This is a genomic window from Senegalimassilia sp. (assembly GCF_977052095.1).
The window spans coordinates 19,800-27,074 of record NZ_CDRSTZ010000025.1 but is presented as its reverse complement, the minus strand read 5'-3'; the positions used below and the strand labels follow the sequence as shown (position 1 = coordinate 27,074).

The window sequence follows — 7,275 nt, the reverse complement described above, 5'->3', positions numbered from 1 at the left end:
GACAAGCTCCACAGCTTGCCCCGTGGCCTGCCGCACCACGCGCCCGTCTTCGAACGCCAGCTCGTCGGCCGGGCAGTCGAGCACCATCGCCGCGATGGCGCACAGGTTTCCCTTCAGTTTGTCGCACGCCTTCTGCACGGCCATACCGGTGATGTAGGTGGTCGACGACGCGTACGAACCGGAATCGTACGGCGACGCGTCGGTGTCGGCGCCGAACACGCTGACATCGTCCACCGAGCAGTCCATGTGCTCGGCCACCATCTGCGCCAGGATGGTGTCGCAGCCCGTGCCCATGTCGGCCGCGCCGATGAGCAGCATGAACGTGCCGTCGTCGTTGAGCTTCACGGTAACCGACCCCACGTCAACGCCGGAAATGCCCGAGCCCTGCATGGACATGGCCATGCCGGCGGCGCGCACCTTGCCGCCTCCCATATCGCGCACGGGGAACTTCGTGTCCCAATCGAACAGCTCGCCGCAGCGCGCCAGGCAGCGGTCGAGCGCGCACGCGTTCGTGACCTCGCCATAGTACGCGGGCATGGCCATGCCTTCGCGCACCATGTTGCGCTCGCGCAGCGCGATGGGGTCCACTCCCAGCTGCGCGGCCAGCTCGTTCACGGCCGTTTCCACGGCGAACTGCCCCTGCGTGGCGCCGAACCCTCGGTACGCGCCGGCCGGTTCGGTGTTCGTGTACACCACGTCGGCCTTGAATTTGAACGCTTCCAGCGAACCGGTGTACAGCGGGATGGACTTGTGGCCGGTCAGGCCCGAGGTTGCCCAGCCATGCTCGCCGTACGCACCCTGGTTCGACAGCGTGTCCACGTCGAGCGCGCGAATGCGGCCGTCGCGGTTCGCGCCCAGGCGCACGCGGATCTGCATCTCGTGGCGCGGCGAGCCGCACGTTTGCGCCTCCTCGCGCGTGTACACGCACATGGCCGGGCGGCCCGTTTTCATGGTGACGAACGCGGGGTACATCTCGCACACGGCCGTCTGCTTCGCGCCGAACCCGCCGCCGATGCGCGGTTTCTCCACGCGGATGCGGCTTTTCGGGATGCCGAGCGCGTGCGACAGGATGCGGCGCACGTGGAACACGATCTGCGTGGACGAGATGACGTGCAGCCGCCCGTAGCGGTCCAGCTCGGTGAACGTGCGGAACGTCTCCATCATGGCCTGGTTGAACGCCTTCGTGTGGTACGTGCGGTCGATCACCACGTCGCAGTCGGCCAGCACGGCCTCGATGTCGCCGTCGGCGTCGCCGGTGGTGGACACGAGGTTGCGCTTGCTGTCGCTGCCTAGGTCGCACAGCATTTTCCAGTCGTCTTCAGGGTGCACCACCACGGGGTTGTCCAGCGCGCGGGTGAAGTCGAGCACCGGCTCCAGCACGTCGTAGGTGACTTTGATGCGCGACAGGGCCTTGTCGGCGGCCTGCTCGGTTTCGGCGGCCACGATGGCCACCACGTCGCCGACGTAGCGCACGTGCCTATCGATGATGAGGCGGTCGTAGGGGCTTGTTTCGGGATAGGTTTGCCCGGCGTTCGAGAAGCGCTGCGTGGGCACGTCTTCCCAGGTGAACACGTCAACCACGCCGTCGACCTTCTTCGCCTTCGACACATCGATGGCCTTAACCATGGCGTTGGCGTGCGGACTGCGCAGCAGCTTCACCACCAGCGCGTCGGGCACAATGTCGGCCGTGTACACAGGCTTGCCCAGCAGCAGCTGCAGGGAATCCTTCTTGCGAACGGACTTGCCCACCTGGCGATATGCGTGATTACTCATGGCTACCCCCTTCCGCGCCCGCTTTGCGCGTTGCGGCCGGCGCAGCTGCTGCACCATCTACGCCCGACGCCTTCGGTGAAAGCGCAGCCTCAGACGCTTCCTGCGCGCTTGATGCAACGTCAGCGTTGCCGAGGCTGTCCGCATCCTCAACGCCTTCCGCGCCCACGGCGCCTTCCGAATCTCGCGCGTCCAAAAACGCGCGGATGCCGCGCAGCTGCCCCACGTAGCCCGAGCAGCGGCACAGGTTGCCGGCAAGGTAGGCCAGAATCTCCTCGTCGGTGGGATCGGGGTTCTCGCGCAGCAGCGCGATGGTGTTCATGACGAAGCCGGGGTTGCAAAAGCCGCACTGCTCGGCGCCCTGGTCGGCAATAAAGCCGACGAACGCGGACGCCTCGTCCTGCAGGCCTTCCAGCGTTTGCACGTTGCGACCGGCCGCGCGCGCCACCAGCGTGGAGCACGACAGCACGGGCACGCCGTCAAGCAGCACCGTGCACAGCCCGCAGGCCGACGTCTCGCACCCGCGCTTCACGCTGGTGCAGCCATGGGCGCGCACGAAGTCGATGAGCAGCATGTCGGCGGCCACGTCGTCGGCGACTTTGCGGCCGTTCAGCGTCAGCTTCACTTCCATCTAGCGCACCTCCTCAAGTGCCAAAAGCGCGCGGCGTACCAGCACGGGCACGAGCGCGCGGCGGTATTCAGCGCTGCCCCACATGTTGCCGGACACCACAACGTTCTCAGCTGCGAGCTGGGCAAACGCAGCGACACTCTGCTCGGTGACGCCGCCGGCAAGCAAGCCGCGCACATCGCGCAGCACCACGGCGCGCGCCGGACGCGAGCCCACCGCCACGCGATATTCGCCCTCGATCACGCCGGCCGCGCAGTTCAGCGACGGCAGGTCGGTGCGCTGCTTGCGCACGGCCTGGTACGCGAACGCGCCGGGGCGCTTGCGCACGATCAGGCGCACAAGCACGTCGTTGTCGTAGCGCATGTTCGCGAACTGTTCAAGCGACACGATGCCCGCCTGGTGAAGCTCGACGTAGCTGTCCATAGCCAGAAACACGGTGAGCACGTCGGAAAATCCCATGCGCCGCCAGAGGCTGCCGCCCACCGTGGCGCCGTTGCGGAACTGCACGCCCACGATGTCCTTGAGCGCCGCTGCCACCGCGCCGCACGAATAGGCGGCCAGGCCAACGTGCTGCTCAAGCTGGCGCAACGTGACCATGGCCCCGATGCGGAACTCGTCGTCGGTTTCCTCGATTTCGTTCAGGCCCAGGTCGCAAAGGTCGATAGCGGTGCCGATGGAATGGTTGCCCATCTTCAGCCACATCATGCCGCCGACGATGCGGTTGCGCTTCTTCTGGTTGAGCTCCCACGCCTCTTCGACGGTTTGCGGGCGCACATATTTTTGAAAAGTGATGATGGTACTCGCCCCGTTACTTTGAGGTTTACACAAACGGCCCTATTATAGTGTGAACGGCGAATTTCCCGAATCCAAACGGCGCTTTCGCCATCCTGCAACCATCGAATCTGCAAAGGCACACCGATGACATCACCTACCGACAAGCCGCTTTCGCACGCATGCATCATCATGGCGTCGGGGTCGGGCACGCGCTTCGGCGGCAACAAGCTGATGGCGAACCTTGCAGGCATGCCGCTGGTGGAACACGTGCTGCAGGCTACCGAGGGGCGTTTCGCCGAGCGCGTGGTGGTGACGCGTCACGCCGACGTGGCGCAGCTGGCGCGCAAGGCCGGTGCGCGGGCCGTTGTGCACGACCTGCCGCTGCGCAACGAGGCCGTGGCGCTGGGCATGGACGCGCTGACCTGCTGCGATACCGTCACGTTCTTCCAGGGCGACCAGCCGCTTGTTGCGGCGCGCACCATCGACGCGCTGCTTGCCGCCGCCGAGCGCGACCCCGGCTGCATCTGGCGCGCAAGCTTTCGCGGGCAGCCCGGCGCGCCCGTGTTGTTCCCCACCTGGGCCTTCGACGCGCTGCGCCACCTGCCGCCAGGCAAAGGCGGCGGCTACGTAGCGAAAGCCCACCCCGAGCGCGTACGCACCGTGGAAGCAGCAAGCCCCTGGGAGCTCTTCGACATAGACACCACCGACGACCTGCGAAAACTGCAGGTCCATATCGCTGGATAGCAAAATGCCCCCGCAAGGCCATAAACCTTGCGGGGGCATTCACCGCATTCTTCGCGCACGTGCACCGGCTAGATGCTGGCGTCTTTTTGGAACGTTTTCTCGTCCTTGGGCAGCACGATGTTCAGGATGACGCCCACCGCGGCGGCGGCCACGATGCCCGAACCGCCGAAGATAAGGCTGACCATCTCGGGCGCGCCGGCCAGGATGGCAGGGTTCGCGCCGATGCCGTAGCCCAGGCCCAGCGCCACGGACACGATGCTCAGGTTGCGCGGGGTCAAAGGCTCGCGCGTGATCAGCTGGATGCCGCTGACCACGATGGACGCGAACATGATAACGGCCGCGCCGCCCAGCACCGACTGCGGCATGATCGAAATCAGCGCGCCCAGCTTCGGGCACAAGCCGCACAAAATCAGGAAGATGGCGCCGCACGCCAGGGCCTTGCGGTTGACCATCTTCGTCATGGTCACCAGGCCGACGTTCTGGCTGAACGACGTGTTCGGCAGCACGCCGAACGCAGCGGCAAACGTTGAGCCCAGGCCGTCGCACACTACGCCGCCCGACAGCTCCTTGTTCGACGGCGGGCGGTCCATGCCGCCTTGCGTGACACCGGAGATGTCGCCGATAGTCTCCACGGCGGTGACGATGAACATCACCAGCACCGGCGCGATGGCGCGCATGTCAAACACGGGCGCCACAGGCATAAGATCGGGAATGGCGAACCACGACGCCGCGGCAACCTTATCCCAGTTCAGCACCCATGCCTTCGTGTATTCGGCGCCGTCGGGGCCAATGCCGGTGGTGGGAAGCACCAGGCCCATGATGGCGGCCAGCACGTAGCCGACGATGATGCCCACCAAAATGGACGACGCGCTCAGAAAGCCCTTCGTCGCGTGCTTTACGGCCAGAATAACCACCAGCACCACCAGCGCCAGGCACAGGTTCTCGGCCGAGCCGAAGTCCACGGCGGTGTTGCCGCCGCCGAACGCATTCACGCCCACGCTGATAAGGCTCAGGCCGATCGACAGCACCACGGTGCCCGTGACCACCGGCGGGAAGAACCGCAGAAGCGGGCGCATGAAAAAGCCGATGACCGCCTCGAACAGGCCGCCGATCAGCGACGCGCCCATGATGGCGCCGTAAGCCACCAGGCCGCCGCCCATCGACGCGGCCACGGAGTTGAACACGCCGATGAAGCCCGAGGACGTGCCCATGATGATGGGCACGCGACCGCCAACAGGGCCGATGCCGAACAGCTGCACCAGAGTGACCACGCCGGCAATCCACATGGCGTTCTGCAGCAGCGACAGCTGCACGTCGGCGAACTCGGCGCCGGCCAGGCCACATGCGCCCGTCACGATGAGCAGCGGCGTCAAGTTGCCCACGAACATGGCCAGGACGTGCTGCAAGCCCAGCGGCACCGCCTGGGACAAGGGCATATCGCCTTCGAATGAGAAGACGCCAAGCGACTTCACCGTGCCGGGCGCGCCCCCCTCGGTTGCAGTAGCGGGCTTGCTTTGGGGCTCCGACGCGCCCTTGGGGGCGGGCGCCGACCCACCTTCGCAAGCCGGCGCTGCCGCGTCGCGCTTTTCCTCTTCCATTTCCACCTCTCTCGAAAAAACCAGGAAAACGTCGAAAAGGTACCACCAACTGGCCCCGCGCGGTGCGACAACCGGCCAATTTACACGCAGGTGACAAACACTCGCCAGCGCCGCCGCGCGGCTATGCTTTCTTGCGCAGGAACACGCTTTTCTCGGGCAGCTCGTGAATTTCTTCGCGCAGCTCTTCGTCGATGTTGCCGTCGTAGACGTAGTGCTTCGTTTCCTTGCCCACCATGCCGGCGCACAGGAGCACCATGAGGATGTTCGGCAGCGCCATGAGCGCGTTGGAGATATCGGTTGCCGTCCAAGCCACGTCGCCGACGCCCACGCCGCCCAAAAAGCCCATGCAGATGTAGAAGCCCAGGTACAGCGGCACCCAGCGGCGGCCGAACAGGTACAGGGTGACGCGTTCGCCGTAGTAGCTCCAGCCGATGATGGTGGAATAGGCGAAGCACAGGATGCCCAGCATGAGGATGGGCGCGCCCACGTAGGGGATGGTGGCGAACACGGCGTTGGCGAGCGTGGCGCCGTTGGTGACGCCGGCATCCTGGATGAGCGTGGGGTGGGCGCACAGCGACGAGACGATAACCAAGGCGGTCACGAAGCAGATGACCACCGTGCACCAAAACGGGCCGGTCATGGACACGAGCGCCTGGCGCGCAGGGTTTTTCGACTCGGCGGCGGCGCTGATGAGCGGGGCCGTGCCCAGGCCAGCCTCGTTGGAGAACAGGCCGCGCGCGCAGCCGAACTGCAGCGCCACGATGACGCCGCTGCCCACCGCGCCGCCGAAAGCCGCGCGAGGGGTGAAGGCGCATTCGAAGATCAACATGAACGACTCGCCGATGAACGCCCAATTGCAAACGAGGATATAGGCGCAGCCCAAGATGTACGCAACGCCCATGATGGGCACGAGCTTCTCGCAGATGTTGGAGATGGTTCCCAAGCCGCCCATGATGATGAGCAGGGCACTACCGCACACGATTGCGGCGACGATCCAAGGCTCCACGCCGAAGTTCGCCTGCGCAACCGAGGTGATGGCGCTGGTCTGCACGGCCGATCCGACTCCGAAGATGGTGAGGCACGCCATGACGGCGAACCAGATGGCCATGAACTTCGCCCACCACGGCACGGTGCCGTCGGGGCGCTTGTAGCGCTGCTCCCACACGTGCATGGCGCCGCCCATCATGTGACCTTGGCGGTCCTTCACGCGGTATTTCATGGCCGCGTACACTTCCGTATACTTCGTGGCCATGCCCAGGATACCCGTCAGCCACATCCACAGCACCGCGCCCGGGCCGCCGGAAAGCACGGCCGTGGCCACGCCCACGATGGAGCCGGTGCCCAGCGTAGACGCCAAGGATGTTGCCATGGCGCCGAAGTTGCTAACGTCGCCTTGCGCGCCGTTGTCCTTCGTGACCGAAAGCTTCAGCGCCAGCGGCAGCTTGCGCTGGATGCCGCGCGTGCGGATGGTGGTGTAGATGTGGCAGCCCAAAAGCAGGATGATCATCGGCGGACCCCAAACGGCGGCGTCGATGTTGTTCAAAACCTCAATGTAATCCATGAAATACCTCGTCAAATCCGTGTAAAACGAGGGTTCATTGTACCCCTGCACCCGGTGGCATTTTGTAAATGGTTTATGAAATGCGCAATGCGCAGGGCATGCGGCAAAAATGGTGCCATTTCGAAGGGCAAGCCCCCTGCTGCGCCCAAAAATCGCTCATGTATGTGATTTAATTGCGCCACGCCACCTAAAGCAACAAC

General features: G+C 65.0%; 6 protein-coding genes. 1 reads left to right on the top strand and 5 read right to left on the bottom strand.

All coding sequences use genetic code 11. From position 1 onward, the window contains the following. From ACWI6D_RS06000 to ACWI6D_RS05990, 3 genes are all read right to left on the bottom strand, one after another. Positions 1-1,773, bottom strand: a 1,773-nt coding sequence (locus ACWI6D_RS06000; RefSeq protein WP_449134025.1) for a xanthine dehydrogenase family protein molybdopterin-binding subunit, incomplete at its 3' end; no start/stop codon positions are given. Continuing rightward, on the bottom strand, positions 1,766-2,401 hold the full coding sequence (locus ACWI6D_RS05995; protein ID WP_449134024.1) for a (2Fe-2S)-binding protein: 636 nt from the start codon (positions 2,399-2,401) through the stop codon (positions 1,766-1,768). The genes ACWI6D_RS06000 and ACWI6D_RS05995, both read right to left, overlap by 8 nt. Next, entirely contained in the window at positions 2,402-3,172 is a 771-nt protein-coding gene (locus ACWI6D_RS05990) for an FAD binding domain-containing protein (RefSeq protein ID WP_449134023.1), read from the bottom strand. Positions 3,173-3,316: 144 nt separating this feature from the next. Here ACWI6D_RS05990 and ACWI6D_RS05985 point away from each other — a divergent pair, with 144 nt between their 5' ends. Continuing rightward, positions 3,317-3,916 carry a nucleotidyltransferase family protein gene (locus ACWI6D_RS05985; protein WP_449134022.1) on the top strand — a complete coding sequence of 200 codons (600 nt, stop codon included), beginning with the start codon at positions 3,317-3,319 and terminating at the stop codon, positions 3,914-3,916. Positions 3,917-3,984: 68 nt separating this feature from the next. Here the strand turns inward: ACWI6D_RS05985 and ACWI6D_RS05980 are convergent, their stop codons facing one another. Together ACWI6D_RS05980 and ACWI6D_RS05975 are read right to left on the bottom strand one after the other, a co-directional pair. Beyond that, complete coding sequence (locus tag ACWI6D_RS05980; protein WP_449134021.1) at positions 3,985-5,514, bottom strand: uracil-xanthine permease family protein; 1,530 nt, start codon at positions 5,512-5,514, stop codon at positions 3,985-3,987. A gap of 121 nt (positions 5,515-5,635) precedes the next feature. After that, on the bottom strand, positions 5,636-7,075 hold the full coding sequence (locus ACWI6D_RS05975; RefSeq protein ID WP_449134020.1) for an alanine/glycine:cation symporter family protein: 1,440 nt from the start codon (positions 7,073-7,075) through the stop codon (positions 5,636-5,638). Positions 7,076-7,275: the final 200 nt, after the last annotated feature.